This is a genomic window from Pseudomonas sp. P8_229 (assembly GCF_034008635.1).
Classification (GTDB): domain Bacteria; phylum Pseudomonadota; class Gammaproteobacteria; order Pseudomonadales; family Pseudomonadaceae; genus Aquipseudomonas.
On record NZ_CP125378.1, the window covers coordinates 3,717,870 to 3,741,124 of the forward strand.

The following is a 23,255-nucleotide window of genomic DNA, read 5'->3' on the forward strand; positions in this document are numbered from 1 at the left end:
GCAGTGCGATCCATTGTGGCAGCGAGCCTGCTCGCGAAAGCGTCAGGTCTGTCAAAGCTGTGCTGAATGACACACCGCCTTCGCGAGCAGGCTCGCTCCCACCGGGAGGCATCGGTGTCAGTGGATGATCCAACTCAGCAACCACAACCCCAGCAGCAACCAGATGATCCCGGCGATGATCGACGCATTCATGAACGCGCGGATCGCCGACCACAACAGCATCAAGCCGACGATCAGCGCGAGGATGCTGATGATCGAGGTGTCCATGCCCAGCGTCTTGGCCAGGCCATCGACGAAGTTGCCACCGGCGTTGCCCAGAATGTTGAACAGGCCGCTGAGCCCATCGACGATGAAGCGGATGATCGAGCCGAGTGCCTGGCCGAGCCATTCGAAAAAGCTTTCTACCTGCATGTGTGCATCCTGATGAAAGAGCTGAGCCTTGGGCCACAACGCAGGTGGCCGAGTTCCCTGCAACTATAGAGGGTTTGCACCGAGCTTGTGTGGGAGCGGGCTTGCTCGCGAAGACGGTGTGTCATTCAACTCATCAGTTACTTGACCCACCGCATTCGCGAGCAAGCCCGCTCCCACCAAAAGCACAGCGTGCCCCTTGCCTTCGCTTGGCATCCCCCCGAAGCTATACGCCTTCAGGAGAGCCCGATGAACCTTGTTGAACTGACCGAACGCCTGCACGCCATTCGCGACCGCAATGACTGGCGCCAATTCCACAGCCCGAAAAACCTGGCCATGGCCGCCAGCGTCGAGATGTCCGAGCTGGTGGAGATTTTCCAGTGGCTGACTGAAGACCAGTCGCGCCAGTTGCCGGCGGACAAACTGGCGCATGCCGGGCAGGAAGTCGGCGACATCGTGCTGTACCTGTTGCTGCTGTGCAGCGAGTTGGGGCTGGACATGAATGAAGTGGTGCGCAGCAAGCTCGCCGACAGCGAACGGCGGTTCAGCTGATGAGCGACCGGCATTTCGATCAGTTGGCGACCCGTTTCGCCGAAAAAATCTACGGTGGTGCCAAAGGTGCGATTCGCCTTGCGGTGCTCCAGGCCGACCTTGCCGAAGCTTTGCCGGACCGGCCGCTGCGGGTGCTGGATATCGGCGGCGGCCTGGGCCACATGTCGCTGTGGCTGGCCGAACGTGGGCACGAAGTGACCTTTACCGAACCGGCCGAGCCGATGCTTGAAGGCGCCCGCCAGCGCTTTGCCGAAGCCGGGCAAACCGCGACGTTCATTCAGGCGCCGTGGCAGGAACTGCTCGGTCAGCTCACTGAGCCGTACGATCTGGTGATCTGCCATGCGGTGCTCGAATGGCTGGCCGAACCCCACGCGATCCTGCCGGTGCTGCATCAATTGACCAAGCCCGGCGGCTGGCTGTCGCTGGCGTTCTACAACCGTGATGCGCTGATTTATCGCAACCTGCTCAAGGGCCATTTCAAGAAGATGCGCAAGAACGTCATGGCCGGCGAAAAGCAGAGCCTGACCCCGCAGCAGCCGCTTGATCCACGGGAATTGGCGACGCAACTCGAAGGCTTGTGGCAGGTCGAAACCCAGAGCGGCGTGCGGGTTTTCCACGACTACATGCCGGTGGAGTTCCAGGCCCGCGTCGAACTGGCGGACTTGCTGGAAATGGAACTGGCGCACCGTCGTCACCCAAGCTTCGCCGGGCTTGGGCGTTATTTACACTGGATCTGCCGGCCGATCTGATCGGAGCACTGCATGAAAGCTCAATCGGGGTTATTACTGATTTGCCTGGGGTTGGCCGCTTGCCAGGGCAGCAACCCTTATGTGGCGCAGTCGCGACCCTTGCCGCCGGCCCCGCCGCCAGCCGCCACCACGTTCGACCGCAGTGCCTATCCGGCGCCACCGCGCGATTACGGGCGCTACCGCAGTTGGGCCTGGCTCAATGGCCAGTTGCCGCCGGGCACGGCTTGGGCCGATTCGGCGCAAGTGGCCGAGGCGGTCAGCAATGCCCTCGATCAACGTGGTTTGCGGCCGTTGCATGACAATCGTCCGGCCGACCTGTTGGTGAGCGCCAATCTGCGTCTGGAAACCCGCTTGCGTCAGGTGCAGGACGATTACGGTTACGGCGGATACAGTGGCTATGATCGATACGGGCGCGGTTATGGCATGTACAACAGCGTGCCGATTGTTCGCACCTATCAGGAGCAGGTTGTCGTGGTGCAGGTCAATCTGTTCGACGCCGGCACCGGTCAACCGGTGTGGAGCGCCAGCGCCGAAACTGCCAACCAGGGTAGCCAACTCGTGCGCACCGATGCCATTCGCGAGGCTGTGGAAAAAGCCATGTCAGCCTATCCGCCCAGCTAAACTCCAGGTGAGAACGCTTCGCAGGTTCATGCCTTCAACCGGAGAAAAACCATGTTCCGTCGTCTCGCATTACTGGCCATGGCCGCGCTGCTCAGCGCCTGCGCCGCTAATCAGGTCAACCATGACTTCGATGCCAGCCGCGACTTTGCCGCGTATCGCAGCTGGAGCTGGAAAGACCCCGCCCTGCAATATCGCCCGGATGATCCCCGGATCAAAAGCGACCTGACCGAGCAACGGATCCGCCAGGCGGTCAGCGATCAGCTCGACCAGCGCGGTTTGCGCCCCGCCGCAGCGGGGGCCAAGGGTGACTTGAGCGTGCAGACCTACCTGATCGTCGAGGATCGCCAGCAGCAAGTGACCACCAACTACGGCGGTGGTTGGGGCGGCCCGTGGAACGGTTACTGGGGCGCGCCGATGTACAACGAAACCCGCAACATCACCTACAAGGTGGCGACGATCCAGATCGACCTGCTCGACGGCAAGGACGGCAAACTGGTGTGGCGCGGCAGCGATGAGCAAATGCTCAGCAGCACACCCAATCCACAGGATCGCAGCAATGCAGTGCGTGAAACCGTCAGCCGGATATTGGCCAACTATCCACCGCGCTAGACCGCTGTAAAAAAACGGGAGCCCAAGTGGCTCCTTTTTTTTGCCTGACACAAATCCCCTGTGGGAGCGGGCTTGCTCGCGAAAGCGGTGGGGCAGTCAACATCAATGTTTGCTGGGCCGACGTCTTCGCGAGCAAGCTCGCTCCCACAGGGGATCTTCATCGTTGCGAAGTGGCGTGTTGCCAGCAGTCTCGCTCAGCCCCGTCTACACTCAAGTCCACCATCGGAGGTAGCGCTCGGCAACGCGCCGGCAAAGGAGTGCGCCATGTCGCCTCGTTCGCAGTTCAACGGCCCGGCCCGGCAACACGGGGCGATCGGGTTGATGGCGGCTGCCACCCTCAGCCTGGCGCTGGTGTTGATGCTGTTGGTGGTCGATACCGGTCGCCTGTACATGGAGCAACGCAAGTTGCAGCGGGTGGTCGACAGTGCGGCGCTGGAAGCCGTCAGTCGCGGCGGCAATTGTCAGTCAGGCCTGACCGCCGCCGCTTATGCCGGGCAAAGCGCCGTGCGCAATGGCTACACCGTCGATGCCAACAACACCCTGGCAACCACCTGCGGCAGCCTACAGACCCCAGCCAGCGGACTGCGTACCTTTACCGTCGATGCCACCCAGTCGGCCGCGGTCAAGGTCGCCGCCAGCCGAACGGTGACCACCAGTTTTGCCGGTGGCGTACAAGCGTTGTTCACTGGCTCACCCGTCAGCTTGAGCACCACGCTCAATGCCTCGGCGGTCGCCGCCTTGCCAATCCCGACGGTGGCGCAATTGAACATCCGCAGTACCCTGGCGAGCATCAACACCGCGCAATCGAACATTCTCAACCCGCTGTTCTCCGGGCTGCTCGGCGGCAACGTCAACCTCACTGCACTGGGCTGGGATGGTCTGCTCAACACCGACATCAACCTGCTCAGCTACCTCAATCAATTGGCGATCAACCTCAACGTGGCCGCCGGTAACTACACGCAGCTGCTCAACACTCAGGCTACGGTCACTCAACTGATTCAGGCGGCTGCGACAGTGGTGCAACTCAATGGCGCGACCGCCACGGTGATCACCGCGCTGGGGCAATTGCAGGTCGCGGCGATCAACGCCGCACCGGTCAAACTAGGCGATATCCTGCAGTTGCAGACCGGCACCACGGCGGCCGGGCTGGATGCCAACCTGCAGTTGCTGCAATTGATTCAGGGCGTGGTGCAACTGGCCAACAGCAAAAGCGCGGTGGCCGCGACCTTGCCGATCAGTGTCTTGGGGCTGGCGAACGTCACGGTGCGGGTCAAGGTGATCGAGCCGCCGCAGTTTTCGGCGATTGGCGACCCGGCGCGGGCCAAGGCGAATCCATTGGGGCCGGACCGGATTTATGTGCGTACTGCGCAGATCCGCACGATGCTCTCGGTGGATCTGCCGGTATTGAGTGGGGTGGCCGGACTGACCAACGCGGTGCTGGGGCTGGTGGGGGGGCTGACCTCGACGCTCAATGCTGTGCTCGGCCTGAATCTGGTGGCAGTGCTGAACTCGGTGGTATGCCTTGGGTGTCAGCAACTGGATCCACTGCTTTTGCCGTCGCCGAGAATCGATATCAGCCTAGATGCCGGTGGTGCCAAAAGTTATGTCACTGATTACAGTTGCCCGACCGGATCCACAGGTACCAAGAGTCTGACTGCGCATACCGTTACCTCGATTGCCGACCTCAAGCTCGGCAAGATCGACCCCACCAATGCTTTCTCATCTTCAGCAGAGCCGACGGTAACGCCGTTGCCGCTGATCGATCTGGGCATAGCGACCTGTTACCGGGTCGTTGGGCTCGGCAGTTGCGACCCTAATTCGCATATTCAATACGGTGCCGGCGGCATCGCAATCATGCTGGATACTCCCGTCGCGCAAAACTCGCAGGACTTGCTATTTTCCAGTGGTACGCCATTTTCGACACCTGCCAACCTTAAACTGCCGCCAAGTGTGCAATCAGCTGCGCCGACCTCCAATATCGTCGGCAGCCTGAGCAACACGTTGGCGGGGATCAATTTGATCGTATACAGACCGCAGGGCAGTAATCCGCTGGGCGCAATTGTGACTGGCGTCGCCTCATTGATCAGTGATGTCACCAATCATCTGCTGCCTGTGGTGACCAACCTGGTTAGCCCATTGCTCGACCCATTGCTCAACAATCTGCTTAAAAGCCTGGGCATCAACCTGATGGACGTCGACGTCGGCGCCAACATGACCTGTGGCCAGACGGGCAAGGCCTATCTGGTGATCTAGACCTCCGGTGCCACTGGCAGCTCAATGCAGAACCGCGCGCCTTCCACCGAATTGCGCACGCTGAGATGGCCGCCCATGTTTTCGATGATGCCGTAACTTACCGACAGGCCCAGCCCGGTGCCGACGCCGACCGGTTTGGTGGTGAAGAACGGTTCGAAAATCCGCTCCAGCAAACGCGGGTCGATGCCGCCGCCGTTGTCCTCGACCCACAGCCGCACCTTGTGCTCATCGCGCTCGGCGTAGATCGAGATCCAGGGCTTGAACGACGAATCTTTCTCGCGTTTGCCGAGTAGTGCATCGCGGGCGTTGACCATCAGGTTGATCAGCACCTGCTCCAGCTGATCGACATAACCGCGTACCTGCACGCTAAAACCGGTTTCGCTGATGCGCAGGTCCACGCCCTTGCCGCGCATGCCCTCGGCCAGCAACGACAGCGTGCCTTCGATGGCCGAGGCCGGGTTGAACAGTTGCTGCTCGACCTCCGAGCGGCGGCCGAACACGCGCATGTGATCGACCACTTTTGCCGCGCGCTGCACCTGGGCGTCGATGCGGTTGAGTTTGTCGGTCAGGTAATCGATCTGCACATCGCCGTTACCCAGGCGCTTGAGCACGTTGACGATGGCCATGCGCATGACGTTCAGTGGCTGGTTGATTTCGTGGGCGAGGCCGGTGGCCATTTCGCCGAGGGTGGCCATTTTCGCGCTTTGCGTGAGTTGCTGCTGCGAGCGCCGCACCTCGGTGTTGTCGCGGCCCACGGCCTGCACTTCGAGCAGGCGCCCGTGTTCATCGAACACGCCGCGATCTGACCACACCCACCACGCGTGTTCGCGCCCGGGCAACTGCAGGCTGATTTCGGCGGTGCTCACTGGCAGCTCCGGGGTCAGCAGCGCCAGGCGTTGCACGAACGCTGCACGTTGTTCATCGGACATCCAGCTGCCCAGATCGACCCCCGGCAATTGCTCCGGCGTGCATTCCAGATAGGTCGCCAGCGGACGGTTGCCGAACGTCAGGGTCAGGTCCGGGCGATAGCGGCAGATCATCGCTGGCGAGTCTTCCACCAGAATCCGATAGCGCTCTTCGCTGTGCCTGACCTGCTCGGCGGCGAGGGTCGCTTCGGTGACATCCAGCCACAGCCCGACAGCTTCGACCGGCAGGCCAAGGTCATTGCGCAAAAGCTTGGCTTCGTCGAGCAGCCAGTGATATTCGCCGCGCGCGTCGCGCAAGCGAAAACGCGCGCGCACCGAGCCTTCGCGTAACAGTTGTCGGGAGCGGGCGAAATACAGCTCGCGGTCCTCAGGGTGAATCAGTTGCACCCAGTCGGCGCTGCTGCACTCGTCTGGTGTCCAGCCCAGCAGAGGTTCCAGGCTGGCGCTGAAGAAGTCTGGAATCAGCGCGCCTTCGACGTAGCGCTGGACATAAATCACCGCCGGCGAGCTGGCGATCAGATTGTCCAGTCGCGCATGGGCGGCTTCGGCCCGTTGCTGCTGGTTCTGGATGTCGCTGATGTCGAGCATGAACCCTACCAGGCGCCGCTGTTCACCGGTGCCGGCGACCTGACCCTGCACGCGATACCACAAGGGCGTTTGTTCGGGACCGCTGCGGTGCAGGCGAACGTTCAAGGTCAGGGCCTCGCCGTGCAGTTGCAGGGTGTGCAGGCGACTGCGCAGTTCTTCGCGGTCGGCCGGATGAATCAGCGCCAGCCAGTCCTGCAGTGAGATTCGAGCACTGTCTGCTGGCAGCACATCGAGCAGCGACGGGGCCAGCAGCACCTCGTCACCGAGCATCTCCCACCAACCAGTGCCGAGCAGGGTTTGCAGCGACTCGAGCCGCTCGGTGTATTGATGATGCTGCTGGTCGCGCAGGCGGCTGAGCAACGGGCCGGCGAGGGCGCTGGTCAATGACATCCAGTCGCGGTCGCTCAGATGCGGCGCGGCAACGTCGACGGTGTAGAAGCCGCAGAGCAGCCACGCCACCACCCCGCGATCATCGCTGTAGGGCACGGCGAAACCATCGGCGTTGCCGAACGTGGCTTCCACCCGCGCGTGTTCGTACAAGCCATGATGGGCGCCGAGGCGCTGCGGTGCACTGCCGTTGAGGCTGTCGAGCGGCGTGCCCAGACGCTGGCCGTCCTGCCACAGCATGGGTGCATCGTGGGCGCGATACTGTTCGAAGATCTGCCAGCCCTGTTCCTGTTCGTCGAGCAGGGCGATGGCCAGGCACGGGATATGCCAGCGCTGGGCGATGGCCTGCAATTGCTCGCTGACCACCACCGGCAGGCGCATCAGGCTGCAGGCTCGCAGGTGTTCGCTGATCTGCCCGGCGAGCGCCTGACAGGATTCGCGGTGGCGCGATTGCTGGCGCTCCAGCAGCAGGTCTGCGATGTCCATCAGTTGCAGCACCCAGCCCTCGGCCGAAGGCTGCACCCAACCGCGCAGGTGCAGGGTCTGATCGCTGAGGCCGGGAAAGTCCAGGTCGAGCATTTGCCCTTGCCAGTCTTGTGGGCGGCCTTCAATCGCCAGCGTGCTGTGCGCCAGTAAATAAGCCGACAGCGGCACCGGTGATTGGTGGGGCGGCTGTTGTGCCAGTTGGTGGCGCAACGGCCCGGCCAGCTGTAACACGCAACCGTCGTGGTCCAGATGCAGATGCAGGCCCAGCGGCGGCGAGCCGAGATGGTCGGGGAGTTCGTTGGCAGGCGCAGGCGCGCGTTTGAGCAGGCGCCCGAACAGTTTGTCGCCGGTGGTCAAAATTTCAGGCTCGACGCGGCGGAGAGGGTGGCGGGCAGGCTCGGCACTGCACCCACGCCCGGCAGCACCAGAAACGGAATGACCTGATTGAGCTTGCTGGTAGGGTAATCGACCCTGACCGTCAGCGTACCTTGAGTGGCGTCATACACCGCTGAGGTGTCGACGCCGACCACCAGGTTCAGCGCTGGTGGCACCCACTGCAACTGCTGGGTCAACGCGGTGTTGGCAGTGCTCACCACCACGGAGGCATAACCGGGGGTGTTGGGGTCGACCCCGACGCTGCGACGCACCGCTTCGGACGTTGCCTCGTTGAACGTCTGCATCAATACAAACGGCAGGCTGTAGCTGACGAGCGCGTAGAACACAGCGAAAAAAATCACGAATACCAGAGCGAATTCGATCGCCACTGCGCCTGCCTGTGATTTTGCGAAGCCGGTTTTCATGACTGCGTCTACCCTGACGTTCACTGCGTAGTATCAGCATAGAATCAATCAGCAGAATCGGACGGGATTTAACCGGATGCAGAGTTTAGTTCTCCTGATCTGGCTGGCCTTGTGCGCAGCCCAGGATGCCCGGCAACGGCGTATATCCAATGTGCTGACGTTCGGTGCGGGGGCGCTGGCGCTGATTTATCTGTGGGTGACCGGCACGACCTGGCTCGGGGCCGATGCGCAGGAGGGGCTCTGGGCTGGCGTGATCGCCCTGGCGTTGACCGCACCGGGGTATTTCATGGGCCGCATGGGCGCGGGCGATGTGAAATTAATGACAGCCATGGGCCTTGCGACGAACGGTTTATTCATTCTTTGCGCGTTTATCGGCGCCGGCGTCGCCAGTCTGCTCTGGCTGCTGATCGCGCCAAGAGTCTGGCTTCATATGAGTCAACGACTTAGAGAACATCTTCGATATATGGAGCCGGGAGTGTCAAAGAAGCTGCCATTTGCACCGTTCGTGCTGGCGGGGGTACTGGTTTCGATTCATTGGATCCATTAGTCGCCAGTTGCCACTAGTCCTATGTACATAGTCGGAAAGTGCGTCTACTTTCAAATGAAGTCGTTACACCGCCAAAGTGCAGAAAAAGTCAGCTTTGGCCTCGAGCAATGGAGTGGTTCGTGAACAAGCTTACGTCTGCGGTAAAAGTGCTCGTAGTCGATGATCAACCGTTGATTGTCGAAGAGTTGTGCGAGTTTCTCGAAAGCAGCGGTTACCGCTGTGTGCCGTGTGAATCCAGCCAGCAGGCGATCGAGCGTTTCAGCGAAGACGCGGAAATCGGCCTGGTGCTGAGCGATCTGCATATGCCCGACATGGATGGCATTCAACTGGTGCAGGAGCTGCAACGTATCTGCGGCAAACACCGGGTGTTCGAAGCGATCATGCTCACCGGTCGCGCTGATAAACAGGACGTGATCAAGGCCCTGCGCGCAGGGATTGCCGACTACTATCAGAAGCCGATCGAACTGGATGAACTGCTCGAAGGCGTGAGACGTCAGGAATTGGCGCTGCAGGATCGGCACAAGAATGTGCAGCTGGGTCATCTGAATCAGAAGCTGCAATTTCTTTCCGAATCCATCGACGATCTCTACCAGGACCTGGACAAGGTCCGGCGTAATCCGGCGGCAGTGGTCAGCGACATGCTCGGCGGCGATGGCGCCGAGGCAGAGCAGGAAATTCCGGCGATCTTCAATCAGTTGTCACCACGGCAGCTGGATGTGGCGCGCCTGGTGGGCAAAGGGCAGACCAACTATCAGATCGCCTGCGAGTTGGGCATCACCGAAAACACCGTGAAGCTGTACGTTTCGCAGGTGTTGCGCCTGACCCACATGCACAACCGCACCCAATTGGCATTGGCGCTTTCACCCAGCGCCTCAGCAGCTCGTCAGCGGGTAACCGCACACTGATCCCGATGGCCTGTCCATCGCGGACAGGCAGTCAATTCTTCCAAAATATCTCGTCGCCGATTACGTGGCCTGAGCCTTGGGATTGGGGAACAGATTGTCCAGGGTTTCCAGCAGGCGCACGTGGTAGATCGGCTTGCGAAACAGGTCCAGCACTTGATGGCGCAGCATGTCGCTGACGTCCTCCATGTCGGCGTGTCCGGACGTGACGATCACCGGTAGATGCTGGCGTGAAGTGTGCTCGCGCAGGCGTTTGATCAGCGACATGCCGGACTCCTCCGGCATACGCAGATCGGTAATCACCAGGGCGATATCGGGATAGCGGGTGAGGTGGTGCAGGGCGAGTTTCACCGACGTCGCGGTGTGGCAGACAAAGCCCTCGCCCTCCAGTAACTCGGCCAGCTCAAGCAACGCATCCTCTTCATCGTCAACCAGCAGCAACTGTTGGCGGGGGAGTGAGGAAGCAGTCATGGGCAGTCCCTGAGTAGCTGAAAGTGAGATCGAGTGTAGCGCGACATTCGCCGGACGCGACTCACATCAGGGTGTCTGCACCGGAGCTGTTTGTGCAGTGCCGCCGAGGGACACCAGTACGCTGTTGAAGATCGCAAAGATTTTCGCGCCCAGTGGTGTGATGAATACCACCACCACGACCGCCACCATGGCCACCACAATGGCGTACTCGATGGCTGACGCGGCTTCCGTGCTGGCCAGAAAGGACCTCAGGCGCATTATCAGGTATTCAAGGATCATGGACATTCTCCTTCATGACAGCGGGAGATCGGACCTGAAATCCGATGACTTGCCAGTGCCGGAGCGTTGCTGTTTTTCAGCACTGACCCGGGCACTGGAAGAGGGGAAAGGTTTGGATCAGGGCGTCGGTCTGACCTGTGTAGCGCCACCGAGTTTGGTCAGCACCAGGTTGAAAATGGCCAGCACCTTGTCGCCGATGGGCGTCACAAACACCACCACAACGACCGCCACCATTGCCACCACGATCGCATATTCAATGGCAGACGCACCTTCTTCACTTCTGCACAGCAATCTGGCCCTGGCCAATAGATAGTCGATGATCATCCGAAACATACGTCCACTCCTTTGCGCCTCTGGCGCCGATCCAACGCTACAGCGGCATGCTTTCACCGTGCTATCAGAGCATTGTCAACAAACCCCCGGTCAACAACTGTAAGAACGGATTAATCACAAAGGATTAGTCGGATCGTGAGTCGGCCCTGTCCCTACAGTTAATTGGCCAGGACTCATACTTTAGTGAGTTATTTTCCTGTCAGTAATGGCGTTTTGGCTCGGATCAGCTAGTTTGGAAATAGCGAAATAGTTGCATGTTCATAGCTGCCTGATCGCGAAAAAATCTCTCATCAGGAAGTACAGGCTGTCGGTGCAGTAAGGAAAGGGAGAGCCGTCATGAACAGTCGCGTCACCATGGGTCTTGCAGTAGTGTTGTTGCTTGGGGCAATCATCGTCGGTTACTGGGGCCTGGTCCTCAGTCGGCAACCGGCTCCCGTTGCCCAGGCGCCTGCCGCCCCGGCTGCCGTTGTGGAAAAAACCGTCGCCGCCGCCGAAGACCAGACCCGTCAGCCCGTGGTCGTGCTGTTGCACGATGTCCCGCCTTTTACCCCGTTGACGGCTGCGGATCTGGCGCTGGAAAAGCTGCGCAGTGCCCCGGCCGGCAGCCTGTCCAGCGTCGATCAAGCAGTCGGCCGTACCCCTTGGCGACACCTGAGCGCGGGCACTTGGCTCAACGATGAAAGCTTCGAAGCTGGCGGATCGCTGGCACGGATGATTCACAGTGATGAGCGTGCCTTGACCGTGGCGGTGGATGAGGTAATCGGTGCTGCCGGGCAACTGATCCCCGGTGACTACGTCGACGTGTTGCTCTACCTGCGCCAGGACGCGAGCAATCTGCAGCAATCGGCGCAGATCGTCGTACCGGCCATGCGCGTACTCGGCGTTGGCGATCAATACGGCCTGACCAACGACGGCCAGCCCGCCAGCCCGGCCCTCAGCGCCGACGACAAACTCAAACAGGATCAACGCCGCATCGCCGCGCGCACCGTGGTGCTGGCGGTGCCTGAGCAGTTGCTGAGCCGGATGATGCTCGCCACCCAGGTCGGCACGTTGCGCCTGGCCGTGCGCAGCAGCGAGGAGCAGCGCCTGGCCAAATACTGGGCTGGTGAAAAGCAGTCGCCGGCGCACCTGGACAACGCCAACAGCCAACTCTTCCAGTTCACGCAACTGGCCCTGGGCGCGGCGCCGAAAACGCCGGCCACTGGCGGCCATACGCGCACGCCGATGGAAGTGATCCGCGGCAACCAGGTTTCCCAACAAGCCCCATGACTGAGCAAGGATCCACGTGCATGCAGAGTCGATTCAGGCCGATAGTAAAACCTGTAGTCCGGGCCTTGATACTGATGGGACTGTCAATGAACGCGGCCATCGCGGCCACGGGCAATTGCTCGGCACTCGGCCGTATGCCGCCGGTGATCGAGATCGGCGAAGGGTTCCAGCAGGACATCCAGTCGCCGGTGGCAATCACCCGCGTGGCCATCGGCGACCCGAAAATCGCCGATGTGCATGACACCGGCCGCGCTTCGTTTTTGCTGACCGGCGTGGCTCCCGGCGCCACCAGTCTGATGGTCTGGACCTCGTGCTCCAGTGAGCCGCGTCAAAGCATGGTGTTCGTTAAAGGCAGTGCCACCGCGGCATTGACCAGCGCCAGCCGAATGCCTTCCGATGATCCGACGCTGCCCTCGCAAGTGCAGACCGACATTCGTTTCGTCGAAGTCAGCCGCACCAAGCTCAAGGAGGCCACGGCCTCGTTGATCGGTGTGCGCGGCAACTTCCTGTTCGGCTCGCCAGGTACGCTGCCGAACATCAGTGGCGTGCCGACGCCGAAGCTGCCGGTGGACAACGGTCAGTTCAACTTCTCATGGATCGGCGGCAAGACCATGGCGATCATCAACGCCCTCGAAGGCAGCGGTTTCGCCTACACCCTGGCGCGGCCGAGCCTGGTGGCGCTGAGTGGGCAGAGCGCAAGCTTCCTCGCCGGTGGTGAAATTCCGATCCCGGTGCCCAGTTCCGGCAGCGACACGGTGACCATCGAGTACAAGGAGTTCGGGATCCGCCTGACCCTGACCCCGACTGTGATCGACCGCAACCGCGTGGCGCTCAAGGTTGCCCCGGAAGTCAGCGAACTGGATTACGCCAACGCCATCACCATTGCCGGCACCCCGGTGCCGGCCCTGACTGTACGCCGCACCGATACCAGCGTGTCGCTGGCCGACGGCGAAAGCTTCGTCATCAGTGGCTTGATCAGCACCACCAACACCTCGCAGGTGAACAAGTTTCCGGGGTTGGGCGACATCCCGGTGATCGGCGCGTTTTTCCGTGATTCGCAAATCAAGCGCGAAGAGCGCGAGCTGCTGATGATCGTCACCCCGCACCTGGTGCAGCCGCTGGCCGCCGATGCGCAATTGCCGTCGCTGCCGGGCGAAAAACTGCGCAACTACGACCCGAACTTCTACCGCATGTTCTTCCTGGAAAACGGTAACTTCGACAAGCGCAGCGGGTTGTCCCAATGAACCAGAACCTGAGCCAGACCTTTCTTGCGATCACCCGCAACAGCACTGATCTGGAGTGGCTGCAAGGCGCTCTCGCCCCGCTGGGGCAAGTGGTCAGTGCCGGGGCCGGGAGCCTGGACGAATTGCTGGCGCTGGTCGATGTCACCTTCGCCAGCCTGGTGTTCGTTGGCCTGGACCGTGAGCATGTGGTGGCGCAGAGCGCGTTGATCGAGGGCGCGCTGGAAGCCAAACCGATGCTCGCCATCGTTGCGCTCGGCGATGGCATGGACAATCAACTGGTGCTCAATGCCATGCGCGCCGGCGCCCGGGATTTCGTGGCGTACGGTTCGCGCGCCAGTGAAGTCGCCGGGCTGGTAAGACGCCTGAACAAACGCCTGCCACCGGTGACTACCAACACCCAGCTCGGTGGCCTCACCGTGTTGTACGGCGCGCAAAGCAATTCGGATGGCGCACTGCTGAGCAACCATTTGGCGCAGGTGGTGCAAAAAAGCGGTCAGCAAACCCTGCTGCTGGATCTGGGCCTGCCCCGTGGCGACAGCCTGGCGTTGCTCGGGCTTGAGAGTTCGTTTCACTTCGGCGATGCCTTGCGCCATTTGCGCAGGCTCGACACCACCCTGATCGACAGTGCCTTCACCAGCACCGAAGCGGGCCTGCGGATTCTGGCGTATGCCAGCAACGACGAGCCGCTGGAAAGCACCAGCGCCGCCGAGCTGTACATGCTGCTCAGCGCCTTGCGCCAACATTTCCAGCACATCGTCGTGAACCTTACCGGGCAGTCCGACAGCGAAGCCTTGCGCACCTTTGTCAGCCATTGCGACAAGCTGCTGTGGTACACCGATCAGAACGTGCTCAACTGCCGCCGCAACCTCGCCGTGCTCAATCTGTGGCGCGAGAAAGGCATGAAGCTCGACCACGCGCGTTTGCTGGTGGACGGCTATCTGGGCAACGTTGCTCCGGATTCTGAAACCCTGGGAAAAACCTTCAATCTGGAAGTGATCGCGGTGTTGGCGGCCAACGCCGAGGTGCGTCTGAACGCCAAAAACCAGGGCGTCAGCCTGTTCGAACTGGCCCCGCGGGAAAAACTCACGCAGAGCCTGCGCACCCTCGGCGAGCGCCTGGCCAAACGCTCCGAAGGCTTGGCCAAACCCAAGGCCGTCACCTGGTTCGATCGCTTGCGAGGCACCTCATGAGCGCGGAAAAACTGTTCGGTGCGGTGCAGCATGGCCCGGCCGGCAACTCCGATCACGAAGGCCTGAAGCTGGTCCTGCACCGCTACATAATCGACGCCATTGAGGAGTCGGGGAAAAACCTGCTGGAAGGCTCGCGTCAGTTGCTGGCGCAGTTTGTCACCGACAAGGTCGCCGAATACATCGCCCGTCTGCACCTGGCGATTTCCCGTTACGAGATGGAGCGTCTGGCCGAGGAGATCGTCGATGAGCTCACCGGCTTCGGTCCACTGGAAGTGTTGCTGCGCGATCAGTCGGTGACCGAGATTCTGGTCAACGGCCCGCACCGGGTATTCATCGAGCGCGACGGCGTGCTGCACCAAAGTGACCTGCGTTTTATCGATGCGCATCACGTCGAGCGGGTCATGCAACGAATTCTTGCGCCACTCGGGCGCCGCCTCGACGAGTCCTCGCCGATGGTCGATGCGCGTCTGCCGGATGGCAGTCGGGTCAACGCGATCATTCCGCCGATTGCCCTCGACGGCCCGTGCCTGTCGATCCGCAAATTTCGCAAGGACATGCTCAAGAGCAGTGACCTGATGGCGATGCAGACCATCGATCTGGCTATTTTCGAATTCCTTCAAGAGGCGGTGGGCAAGCGCTGCAACGTGCTCATCAGCGGCGGTACCGGCACCGGCAAGACCACGTTGCTGAACATCCTCAGCCAATTGATCAACCCTCACGAACGCCTGGTGACCATCGAAGATGTCGCCGAACTGCAACTCGGCCACCCGCACGTCGTACGCCTGGAAACCCGTCCGCCGAATGCCGAGGGCCACGGGGAGGTCAAGGCCAGCGACCTGATCCGCAACGCCCTGCGGATGCGCCCCGACCGGATCATCCTCGGCGAGATTCGCGGGGTCGAAGTGGTCGATGTACTGACGGCGATGAACACCGGTCACGACGGTTCGATGAGCACCGTGCACGCCAACAATGCGCAGGATGCGTTGTTGCGCCTGGAGACACTGGTGGGTCTGACCGGCCGTTCCATCGCCGAGCGCACGTTGCGCCAGATGATCTGCGCCGCCCTCGATGTGATCATCCAGCTGACCCGCATGCCCGATGGCCGGCGCTGCGTCAGCGAGGTGGTGGAGGTGGTCGGCATTCGTGAAGACGTGTATGTCACCAACACCCTGTTTCGCCTTGATCGGCGCACCGGTTTCGGCTTCCTGCGCGAAGCGGTCAATCCGGCGGGCGACAAGTTGCGGCACGAGACGAACCTGGGCTGACAGCATGGGACGCACATCATGATCGGACCGGCCATTCTCATCCTGCTTTGCCTGATCCTGCTCGGGCTGTCGATCTGGCTTTTCCTGCACGGTATCCACAAGACCAGCAACGAGCGCGTGCTCAACCGCCTCGCGGCAGGACAGCCACAACTGGCCGCGCAGACGCCGACCTGGGTCGGGCTTGAACGGATGTTTTTGCGTGCCGGGCTGGGCCGTCCCACCGAACGCTTCGGCCTGTGGCTGACGCTGTGGGGCGCGGCGATTGCTCTTGGGTATCTGCTGGCAAGCTGGATCGGTTTGCTGACGATGCTGCTGGCGCCGCCGCTGATCTTGCGTCTGTACATTTCCTGGCTGTACCACCGCCGGATCAAACGCATGATCGAGCAGTTGCCGCAGTTGCTCGACCACACCGTGCGCAGCCTCAAGTCCGGACGCACCTTGAGTGATGCGGTCATGGGCAGCATCGAGGCGAGTGACGATCCGCTGAAAAAGGCCATGGGGCGGGTGCAGCGCAACGTGCAACTGGGCGTCAACCTGCCGGATGCGGTCAGCGATTTCGCCGAACTTTATGAACAGGACGAACTGCGCATGTTCGCCCTTGGGCTGAAGGTCAACCATCGCTACGGCGGCAATGCCAGCGAGTTGCTGGAGAACCTGATCAAGCTGATCCGCGAGCGTGATCAGGGCGCCCGGCAATTGCGCGCGCTCACTGGCGAGACGCGCATGACGGCGTGGGTGCTGGGTTCGCTGCCGGTGATCCTGGTGAGTTACTTCATGCTGACCAACCCCGGCTACATGCTCGGCATGTGGCACGACTCCGGTGGCCAGACCATGTTGATCATCGCCGTGGTGTTGCAAGTGACCGGCTGCCTGGCGCTGTGGCGCATGTTGCGGAGTGTTTGACATGGTCTATCTCGCCGCCCTGATGTTGCTGCTCGGCGCGCTGTTACTGGTGGTCAACCACCTGCTGACGGAGCGGCGTCGGGTGCGTCAGATTAACCAGCGGTTGCAGGGCCATCTGGTGCGCGAGAACCGTTTCGGCCATTGGCTGCGCGCCTTGGGCAGCAGCCGTTTTGGCCAGCGTTCGGTGAGCATCGACAGCGAAACCCAGACCTTGCTCAGCCGCCTCGGCTGGCGCCGCGCCAGTGAGCGCTCGCTGTACGCCGCCTGCCAGATCGGCACGCCGTTGCTGGCGCTGGGGCTGGCGATCTTTCTGCAGGAAGTGTTTTTCCCCCACGCGGCCAACGGCTGGCTGGTGCCCATGTTCGCCACGGGTGGCGGCTACCTGCTGCCAAAGCGGCTGTTGGCGTACGCCGCCGGGCGTCGGCAGAAAACCATCGCCGTGGAAATTTCCACGTTCATTCCGTTGCTGCGCATCCTGTTCGAGTCCGGTATGGCGGTCGAACAAGCCTTGCGCGTGCTCAGCATGGAAGGGCAAAAACTGCTGCCGGAACTGACCCGTGAACTGCGCTTGATTCTGGCACGGGTCGACTCGGGACTTGAGTTGGGACAGGAACTGCACAAGGCCGCGGTGATGCTCGCGGTCGATGAATTCACCGACACCTGCGTGATCCTGCAACAGTTGATCCAGCAGGGCGGCGGGGCGATGAAATCGCTGCTGGCGCTCAAGCAATTGCTCGATGATCGGCGCCTGACCCGACTGCAGGAATACATCTCGAAGATGTCCGCGAAGATGTCGGTGGTGATGATGCTGTTTCTGTTTCCTGCCTTGCTGATCGTATTGGCCGGCCCGGGGTTCACCGCGATTACCCGGGCGTTTGCAAACTGACGTTGGCTCGTGGAGAGCGTTTGATGAAAGCACTGATTGTCGTGGCAAGTCTGTTGATGCTCGGTGGCTGTGCCACCGACGGCCAGGCACCGTGGTCGGCGATGCTGGCACCGACCAGTTGCAGCAAGCTCGATTCCGAGCAGGAACTGGCCCTGAACCTGGCGGACGATCTGGCCAACGACGGCAAGCTGCACGCCAGTCTGGCCAACCTGCAGAGCCTGCCCGACAACCTGGTCGAGGTGCGCCTGCGCAAGGCCAAGGTCTATCGGTTACTGGGGCGCAACGAGGCCGAACCGCTGTACCGCGGCCTGCTCGGCAGCTGCCTGACGGCGGATGCCGAACATGGCCTGGGCCAGCTCTATGCGGCGCGTGGCGACAACGGCCAGGCCCAGGCGCACCTGCAGCGCGCGGTGCGCCTGGCGCCGACCAATGACAAGATCCGCAACGACCTGGGCGTGGTCTACCTCAACCAGTTACGCCTTGAAGACGCCCGGTTCGAGTTCCTCACTGCCATTGAACTCAAGCAGAACGATCAACTGGCGCCGCTGAATCTGGTGACCTTGCTGCTGTACCAGAACAACTGGCAGCAAGCCGCCGAAATCGTCAGCCGTGCGCACCTGACGCCGGAGCAGTTTTCCGAAGCCCAGAGCCGTGCGGAGAAACTCAAGGTACCGGCCAAGGCTCCGGCAGCGGCCGCCAATCAGGTGGCGGTGGTGGTTGACCCACAACCGTCGACGCTCAAGTGAAACTCAGGGAGATCACCATGAACACCTTGTACCGTGTGTGCTGCCTGACCCTGCTCAGCCTGCCGCTCGCGGCTCAGGCGATCGACGCCGGTCCGGCTTCGGCGCAGCAACAGGAAACCGAAGGCTGGCTGGTGTTGCAAAGCCGCAACCAGGCCGCTTCGCCCAAACCACAAACCGCCACGGCAGCCGAACGGGAACTGGCGATGCAGCGCTGGTTGAAAAAGTACAAATACGAGATCCCGGATTTCTACGACCCGGATGCGGGCGGCAAGATCGAGACCAAAAACTAGGTCGATGGCGCCACCTGATCGTGTAGACGCCTGCGCAGGGTGGGAGCGCCCATCTGGAAATTGGCGCCATCACTTTGACTTTTTAGGTGGTATCAAAATGATGGCTCCTGTACATTCCCCGCGCCCGAACCAGACGACCTGGTGGGGTCGGTAGGGATGCCTGAATCACGTGATGAACCCTGCTGAAACTGTTTCTCATGTTCTGGAAGGGAATCTCTCGTGAATACCGCTCGTTTGCGCCGCTCTGTCCTGGCGCTCTCCATTGCTGCCAGCACACTGCACACATCCCTCGCTGTCGCCGCCGGCGCAAGCCTGAACCACGATCTGAGTAGTGGTCCGCTGACCAGCAATCTGCAGAGCCTTGGGCTGGTCACTTTGAGCGGTAACGGGAATATCGCGCCGGCCTCAGCGTCGACCTTGACCTATGGCGCACAGCTCACGGGCGTGACGGCGGATCAACTGCGCAACAGCGGCAATATCCAGATTGACGGTGCCAGTTTTGGCGCCGGCATCAGCATGAGCACCGCCGGGCTGGTGCCCACCCGGATCACCGGCTCTGTGATTAACGAAGGCTCCATTTCGATTCACGGATTGACCGACTCTGGCAATTCCAGCGGTATTTCCGATATTGGCAGCACGCTGGGCGGTTCTTTATCGAATGAAGGCAGTATCGACGTCAGCGGTCAGACAGCCAGCGGCGTCTTGCTGGTGCACACCAACATGACCGGGTTGACCAATCGAGGCTCCATCACGGCAAGCGGTGCCGATGCCTTGGGCGTGTTGCTCGACGGCACCACGATGAGCCTGTCGGTCAACAACACGGGGACCATCCGCGCGACCGGCAGCAACGCCGAAGCGCTGGTGTTCGAGGGCGTCAAATTCACGCGTCCCGCGGGCACGAATGCCATTGCGCTGTTCAACAACGGCACTCTCTCCGGCGAGGATATTGGTGTTCACGTCAGCGGCCAGGCAACTGGCGCTCTGCCGTTCGGGATCTATCAGCAGAATGGTTTGATCGAGGGTGGCAAGGCGGCGATCCAGGTGGATGACGGTGAGAGTTATTTCAGCTTCTACGGCGGTACCGTCCGTGGTGATCTGTTGGGTCTGTCCGGGGTGAAAGTCGACGGTGACGCCATCTTCGACGGTTCGACCATCCGTTCCGGCTACGTCACCATCGAGGAGGGCACGCTGACCCTGATGAAGCCGCACACCACCTTCATTGGCGACTTCGACATGGAAGAGTCGAACTCGGTGCTGGAAATGTACCTGGGCAACGACACCAACCCGGCGTTGCCGGTGTTGAAAGTCACTGGCACCACGGACATCGCACCGGGCGCTCAACTGCGTCTGCTGGCACGTTCCAGCGATTTTAGGGTCGCCCCGGGCGGCACGCGTTATACCTTGATCAGCTCGGGCGAGTTGATCGGTGGCAACAACCTGAGCGTGACGTCGACCTCTGCGCTGCTGGATGTAAAGAGCTTCGGCGTTGTCGGCAATGACATCACGAGCGTGGTGACGACCAAGTCGAGCGAGGTGCTGGCCGAGAACACCCTGGCAGTCGGCGGCGGTGATAATGCGGCGACGGCGGTGGGGCATGTGCCGGGGCTGTTGTCGCACCTCGATGAGCAGGATCCGGTGTTTCAGGCATTCGCCAACGCCAGCACCGATGCCGAACTGGCACGGCTGGGCGAAACCCTCAGTCCGGATGTCAGCCGTGGCGTGCTTCACGCGGCCACCAATAGCCAGACGCTGGTAACGGGTGTGATCAACGATCGCTCCAGCCGCGCCCGCTCGGCCACCGGCAATCCGGAAAAAGGCGTGTGGTTGCAAACCCTGAGCAGCGACGCCAACCAGGACGAGCGCCGTGGCGTGGCCGGTTATGACGCCGACAGCCACGGGATCGCGGTGGGTGCCGATGGCCAGTTGAATGCCGACATGACGCTGGGTCTGGCCTACAGCTATCTCGATACCGATGTGAAATCCGATCTCGGCAACAAGACCAACGTCACCGGGCATGCGCTGACGCTGTACAGCAACTGGGTGCATGACAACTGGTTCGTGGACTCGTCGTTGATGTACGGTTGGAACGACAACGAATCCAAGCGTTACATCGCCGGCACCCGGGCCAAGGCTGATTACGACAGTGACGTGTTCGGTGTGAGCGCGCTGGCCGGTTACAGCTTGCACCTGATGCCGGATGTGGTGCTGGAGCCTCAGGTCGGCGCGCGCTATGCCAATGTGGGCATGGATGCGTATCGCGAGAAGGGCAGTTCGGCGTCGCTCAATGTCGGTAGCCAACGTTATGAAGTCGGTGAGATGGGCGTCGGTGCGCGTCTGGCGGCAGCATTCGATGTCGGTAACGGCAGCCTGGAACCCGAAGCGAAACTGATGGCCTGGCATGACTTCATTGGCGACAAGGTCAGCACTACTTCGGCGTTTGTGCTGGGCGGTGAGTCGTCCGTCAGCCGTGGCACCACGCCGGTGCGTGACAGCTATGAGCTGGATCTGGGCGCCAACTACCGAATGGGTGCCTGGAGTGTCGGGGGCTCCTATAACCATGTAGCGTCGAGCGGTTTCGATGCCGATGGTTTCACGGCGAAGGTGCGTTACGCGTTCTGATTCACACAACGTAAAACCTGTGGGAGCGAGCCTGCTCGCGAAGACGGCGTATCAGTCGACCAAACAGTTGGCTGATTCACCGCTTTCGCGAGCAGGCTCGCTCCTACATTTGTTTTGACTCAAGGCTGAAAAGGTAATCCTGGCCCCTACAACTGATAGCTGAAACTGATGCTGTAGCGCGCCCGACGATTGAACGTATCCAGCGCTTCATCCGACATTGGCTTGGCCGCCTCCAACGCAATGTTGTAGTACTTGGCATCACCAAAGCGCAGGCCCACTGCCGCCGATGACAGGTCGTTGCTCTGCACCTGCAGTTTGTTGAACCAGGTTTTCGACCGGTCCAGCACTACGTACGGCTGCAGAATGCGCACCCAGTTGCCGTCGCGATTGAAGCTGTAGTTGACCTCGTAAGCCGCACCCCAACCCTTGTCGCCCGACGCCTGATCATCCGGGTACCCACGGCCGAAATTCTGCCCGCCAAACACTGCGCGCTCGCTGTCGGGCAGGGTGTCGTCACTCCAGTACAGCGCCGCCGACAGCACGCCTTGCCAGTTGTCGAAGAACTTGTCGCTCTGCACCCCGGAGAGGCGCAGGCGCAGGAAGTTCTGGTCCAGTGCCGGGTTGTTGGAGTGCGCGCCCATGCTGTCGAGACCTTGATACAGGCCGCCACTGAGAATCCGCAGTTGCCGGGCATCGGTCTTGCGCCAGTCGCCTTCGAACGCGAGGGCGCGCACGTTGGTGCGCTCCTCGATGCTCACCGGGTAGCCGACCACGTCGTAACGGTTTTTGTCATCCACCGCATACAGCCGCGCACCGCCATTGAGCAACTCGTTTGACGCCGCAATGAACGGGTGGCTGACACCGATGGAATAACGGTCGTCCTCCTTGTGCGGCTTGAGTTCGAAGCCATCGCTGGTGAGCACATTGGTGCCCGGGTCGGAGCGGTAGCGTGAAGCGAACAGACTCAGTTGCGTGCCTTCGCTGTTGAGGAACTGGTTGTAGTCCAGACGGTAGTAATGCTCATGATCGTCCCCCGGCGGAAACAGTCCGCTGAGGGTCAACTGCTCGCCCATGGCGGTCTGCGAGTTGCTGCTGACCCCAAGCAGTGCCTGAGTGCCGTTACGGTTATCTTCGGTGGAGTTCAGGCTGCTGGTGAACGCTTTGCGGCTGGCTTGGGCAACCAGGGTAGTCGCGCCGTCGGTGGTGCCGGGCGGCGGCACTTGCGCCTGGATGGTCACGCCGGGGATGCGGGTCATCAGGGTGGTGTAGCGTTCGAACGTCTTGCGGGTCAGCGGCCGTTCGGCCTGGATTTTTGCCGCCAGTTCGTCGAGCAGGCCCTTGACCCGGCCGACATCGCCCTGCACCTGGACATCGCGAACATAACCTTCGACCAGCACCACCCGGGCCACGCCACCGTCGAAACGCTGTTGCGGCAGGAAGGCATAGGACAGCAGGTAGCCGTCTTTCTGATAGCGACGGGTGATGTTGCGCGTGGCTTCAATCAGATCGGCCAGGCTGGTCTGGTGGCCGATCAGGGGTTTATAGACTTCGGCCAGTTCGTTGAGCGGGTAGATCGTTCCGCCTTCGATCTGCACGGTCTTCAGATTGATCTTGGTCTCCATCAGCAGCGGTTGTGTCGCGGCCGCGCCAGGTTCGGGGACTTGCAGGGGCGTGGTGGCCGGGCGATAGGCATCCGCCGGCAGGTTCGGCACAGGCAGATTGCGGGTGGTTTCGTTACTGTTGAGAAAGCTGGGCAGGGTGTCGGCGAGGGCGGCGGAACTGAGACTGAGGAACAGCAGGGATGCCATTACGCGCATAGGACACTCCGTGGTCAGATCACAGCACTGGGCTGATTTTTTCCTAAGAAAAAAGCGGAAGACTCGTGGGAGTCTTCCGCCCTCAACCAAGCGTAGGCGCTGTAGGTGAGGCCGT

23 protein-coding genes are annotated in these 23,255 nt (G+C 61.3%); 16 read left to right on the plus strand and 7 right to left on the minus strand.

The genetic code is table 11. The features are described from left to right. Positions 1-117 precede the first annotated feature (117 nt). Entirely contained in the window at positions 118-411 is a 294-nt protein-coding gene (locus QMK55_RS16745; protein ID WP_102354400.1) for a hypothetical protein, read from the minus strand. 246 nt (positions 412-657) lie between these two features. On the opposite strand from QMK55_RS16745, the gene QMK55_RS16750 reads away from it, so the two are divergent. From QMK55_RS16750 to QMK55_RS16770, 5 genes are all read left to right on the plus strand, one after another. Beyond that, positions 658-960 (plus strand): MazG-like family protein, encoded by a 303-nt coding sequence (locus QMK55_RS16750; RefSeq protein ID WP_007951009.1) that lies wholly within the window; start codon positions 658-660, stop codon positions 958-960. Next, positions 960-1,709, plus strand: a complete 750-nt coding sequence (locus QMK55_RS16755; protein ID WP_102354401.1) for a methyltransferase — start codon at positions 960-962, stop codon at positions 1,707-1,709. Before QMK55_RS16750 ends, QMK55_RS16755 begins: the two co-directional genes overlap by 1 nt. A gap of 12 nt (positions 1,710-1,721) precedes the next feature. Continuing rightward, complete coding sequence (locus QMK55_RS16760) at positions 1,722-2,330, plus strand: DUF4136 domain-containing protein (protein ID WP_320329597.1); 609 nt, start codon at positions 1,722-1,724, stop codon at positions 2,328-2,330. A gap of 51 nt (positions 2,331-2,381) precedes the next feature. After that, positions 2,382-2,939, plus strand: a complete 558-nt coding sequence (locus QMK55_RS16765; RefSeq protein ID WP_102354403.1) for a DUF4136 domain-containing protein — start codon at positions 2,382-2,384, stop codon at positions 2,937-2,939. A gap of 264 nt (positions 2,940-3,203) precedes the next feature. Continuing rightward, complete coding sequence (locus QMK55_RS16770; protein ID WP_320329598.1) at positions 3,204-5,192, plus strand: pilus assembly protein TadG-related protein; 1,989 nt, start codon at positions 3,204-3,206, stop codon at positions 5,190-5,192. On the opposite strand, the gene QMK55_RS16775 is transcribed toward QMK55_RS16770, so the two are convergent. Both QMK55_RS16775 and QMK55_RS16780 read right to left on the minus strand, forming a co-directional pair. After that, positions 5,189-7,936, minus strand: coding sequence for a PAS domain-containing sensor histidine kinase (locus QMK55_RS16775; RefSeq protein WP_102357089.1), 2,748 nt, complete (start codon positions 7,934-7,936; stop codon positions 5,189-5,191). The two genes, QMK55_RS16770 and QMK55_RS16775, sit on opposite strands and share 4 nt — an antisense overlap. Continuing rightward, positions 7,933-8,379 (minus strand): TadE/TadG family type IV pilus assembly protein, encoded by a 447-nt coding sequence (locus tag QMK55_RS16780; RefSeq protein ID WP_041068044.1) that lies wholly within the window; start codon positions 8,377-8,379, stop codon positions 7,933-7,935. The genes QMK55_RS16775 and QMK55_RS16780 overlap by 4 nt, the downstream gene beginning before the upstream one ends. A gap of 76 nt (positions 8,380-8,455) precedes the next feature. Between QMK55_RS16780 and QMK55_RS16785 the strand changes: the two genes are divergently transcribed. After that, a complete protein-coding gene (locus tag QMK55_RS16785; protein WP_102357087.1) occupies positions 8,456-8,926 on the plus strand; it encodes a prepilin peptidase in 471 nt (156 codons plus the stop codon). Between the two features lie 119 nt (positions 8,927-9,045). Continuing rightward, positions 9,046-9,831, plus strand: coding sequence for a response regulator transcription factor (locus QMK55_RS16790; RefSeq protein ID WP_102357086.1), 786 nt, complete (start codon positions 9,046-9,048; stop codon positions 9,829-9,831). 60 nt (positions 9,832-9,891) lie between these two features. On the opposite strand, the gene QMK55_RS16795 is transcribed toward QMK55_RS16790, so the two are convergent. From QMK55_RS16795 to QMK55_RS16805, 3 genes are all read right to left on the minus strand, one after another. After that, on the minus strand, positions 9,892-10,299 hold the full coding sequence (locus QMK55_RS16795; RefSeq protein ID WP_320329599.1) for a response regulator: 408 nt from the start codon (positions 10,297-10,299) through the stop codon (positions 9,892-9,894). Between the two features lie 66 nt (positions 10,300-10,365). Then, complete coding sequence (locus tag QMK55_RS16800) at positions 10,366-10,578, minus strand: Flp family type IVb pilin (protein ID WP_102357083.1); 213 nt, start codon at positions 10,576-10,578, stop codon at positions 10,366-10,368. A 117-nt stretch (positions 10,579-10,695) separates the two neighbouring features. Then, positions 10,696-10,902 (minus strand): Flp family type IVb pilin, encoded by a 207-nt coding sequence (locus QMK55_RS16805; RefSeq protein ID WP_102357094.1) that lies wholly within the window; start codon positions 10,900-10,902, stop codon positions 10,696-10,698. 345 nt (positions 10,903-11,247) lie between these two features. Between QMK55_RS16805 and cpaB the strand changes: the two genes are divergently transcribed. The 9 genes from cpaB to QMK55_RS16850 all read left to right on the plus strand — a co-directional run bounded on the left by cpaB (position 11,248) and on the right by QMK55_RS16850 (position 21,323). Continuing rightward, positions 11,248-12,180: a Flp pilus assembly protein CpaB gene (gene cpaB / locus QMK55_RS16810; protein WP_102357082.1), complete on the plus strand. Its 933-nt coding sequence runs from the start codon at positions 11,248-11,250 to the stop codon at positions 12,178-12,180. A gap of 20 nt (positions 12,181-12,200) precedes the next feature. Next, positions 12,201-13,424: a type II and III secretion system protein family protein gene (locus QMK55_RS16815; RefSeq protein ID WP_320329600.1), complete on the plus strand. Its 1,224-nt coding sequence runs from the start codon at positions 12,201-12,203 to the stop codon at positions 13,422-13,424. Further along, positions 13,421-14,614, plus strand: coding sequence for an AAA family ATPase (locus QMK55_RS16820; RefSeq protein ID WP_102357080.1), 1,194 nt, complete (start codon positions 13,421-13,423; stop codon positions 14,612-14,614). Before QMK55_RS16815 ends, QMK55_RS16820 begins: the two co-directional genes overlap by 4 nt. Continuing rightward, positions 14,611-15,879, plus strand: a complete 1,269-nt coding sequence (locus QMK55_RS16825; protein WP_025111734.1) for a CpaF family protein — start codon at positions 14,611-14,613, stop codon at positions 15,877-15,879. Before QMK55_RS16820 ends, QMK55_RS16825 begins: the two co-directional genes overlap by 4 nt. Before the next feature lie 18 nt (positions 15,880-15,897). Beyond that, a complete protein-coding gene (locus QMK55_RS16830) occupies positions 15,898-16,782 on the plus strand; it encodes a type II secretion system F family protein (RefSeq protein WP_102357079.1) in 885 nt (294 codons plus the stop codon). 1 nt (position 16,783) lies between these two features. Continuing rightward, complete coding sequence (locus QMK55_RS16835; RefSeq protein ID WP_102357077.1) at positions 16,784-17,668, plus strand: type II secretion system F family protein; 885 nt, start codon at positions 16,784-16,786, stop codon at positions 17,666-17,668. A gap of 23 nt (positions 17,669-17,691) precedes the next feature. Next, positions 17,692-18,414 (plus strand): tetratricopeptide repeat protein, encoded by a 723-nt coding sequence (locus QMK55_RS16840; protein WP_102357076.1) that lies wholly within the window; start codon positions 17,692-17,694, stop codon positions 18,412-18,414. A 17-nt stretch (positions 18,415-18,431) separates the two neighbouring features. Continuing rightward, positions 18,432-18,704 (plus strand): DUF3613 domain-containing protein, encoded by a 273-nt coding sequence (locus tag QMK55_RS16845; protein ID WP_320329601.1) that lies wholly within the window; start codon positions 18,432-18,434, stop codon positions 18,702-18,704. A 219-nt stretch (positions 18,705-18,923) separates the two neighbouring features. Beyond that, entirely contained in the window at positions 18,924-21,323 is a 2,400-nt protein-coding gene (locus QMK55_RS16850; protein WP_320329602.1) for an autotransporter outer membrane beta-barrel domain-containing protein, read from the plus strand. A gap of 146 nt (positions 21,324-21,469) precedes the next feature. Here QMK55_RS16850 and QMK55_RS16855 read toward each other — a convergent pair whose 3' ends face one another. Continuing rightward, entirely contained in the window at positions 21,470-23,140 is a 1,671-nt protein-coding gene (locus QMK55_RS16855; RefSeq protein WP_320329603.1) for a ShlB/FhaC/HecB family hemolysin secretion/activation protein, read from the minus strand. Positions 23,141-23,255: the final 115 nt, after the last annotated feature.